This is a genomic window from Shewanella electrica (genome assembly GCF_022321485.1).
Taxonomy (GTDB): domain Bacteria; phylum Pseudomonadota; class Gammaproteobacteria; order Enterobacterales; family Shewanellaceae; genus Shewanella; species Shewanella electrica.
In genome coordinates, this window is record NZ_JAKOGG010000725.1 from 1 (window position 1) to 239 (window position 239).

The window sequence follows — 239 nt, forward strand, 5'->3', positions numbered from 1 at the left end:
GGTAATTTAGTAGGCACATCCAAGGCTTTAAGAACTGGCTCCCCCATATCAACTCTGACATTTCCATCCTCCAAGACTTCAGGAATAATCAGACCAGCACCAGTATGAATGGTAAAACTATGCCTCCCATGTAAATTCTCAAGCTGAGAAACAAATTTGGCAAAGCATCGAACTCCATTGCCACACATCTCAGGCTCACTACCATCAGAGTTAAAAATCCTCATGGTATAATCGGTGCC

1 pseudogene is annotated in these 239 nt (G+C 43.1%); it reads right to left on the bottom strand.

The features are described 5' to 3' along the window. Positions 1-239: pseudogene (dapF, locus tag L9G74_RS24625) on the bottom strand (diaminopimelate epimerase); the annotation flags it as partial.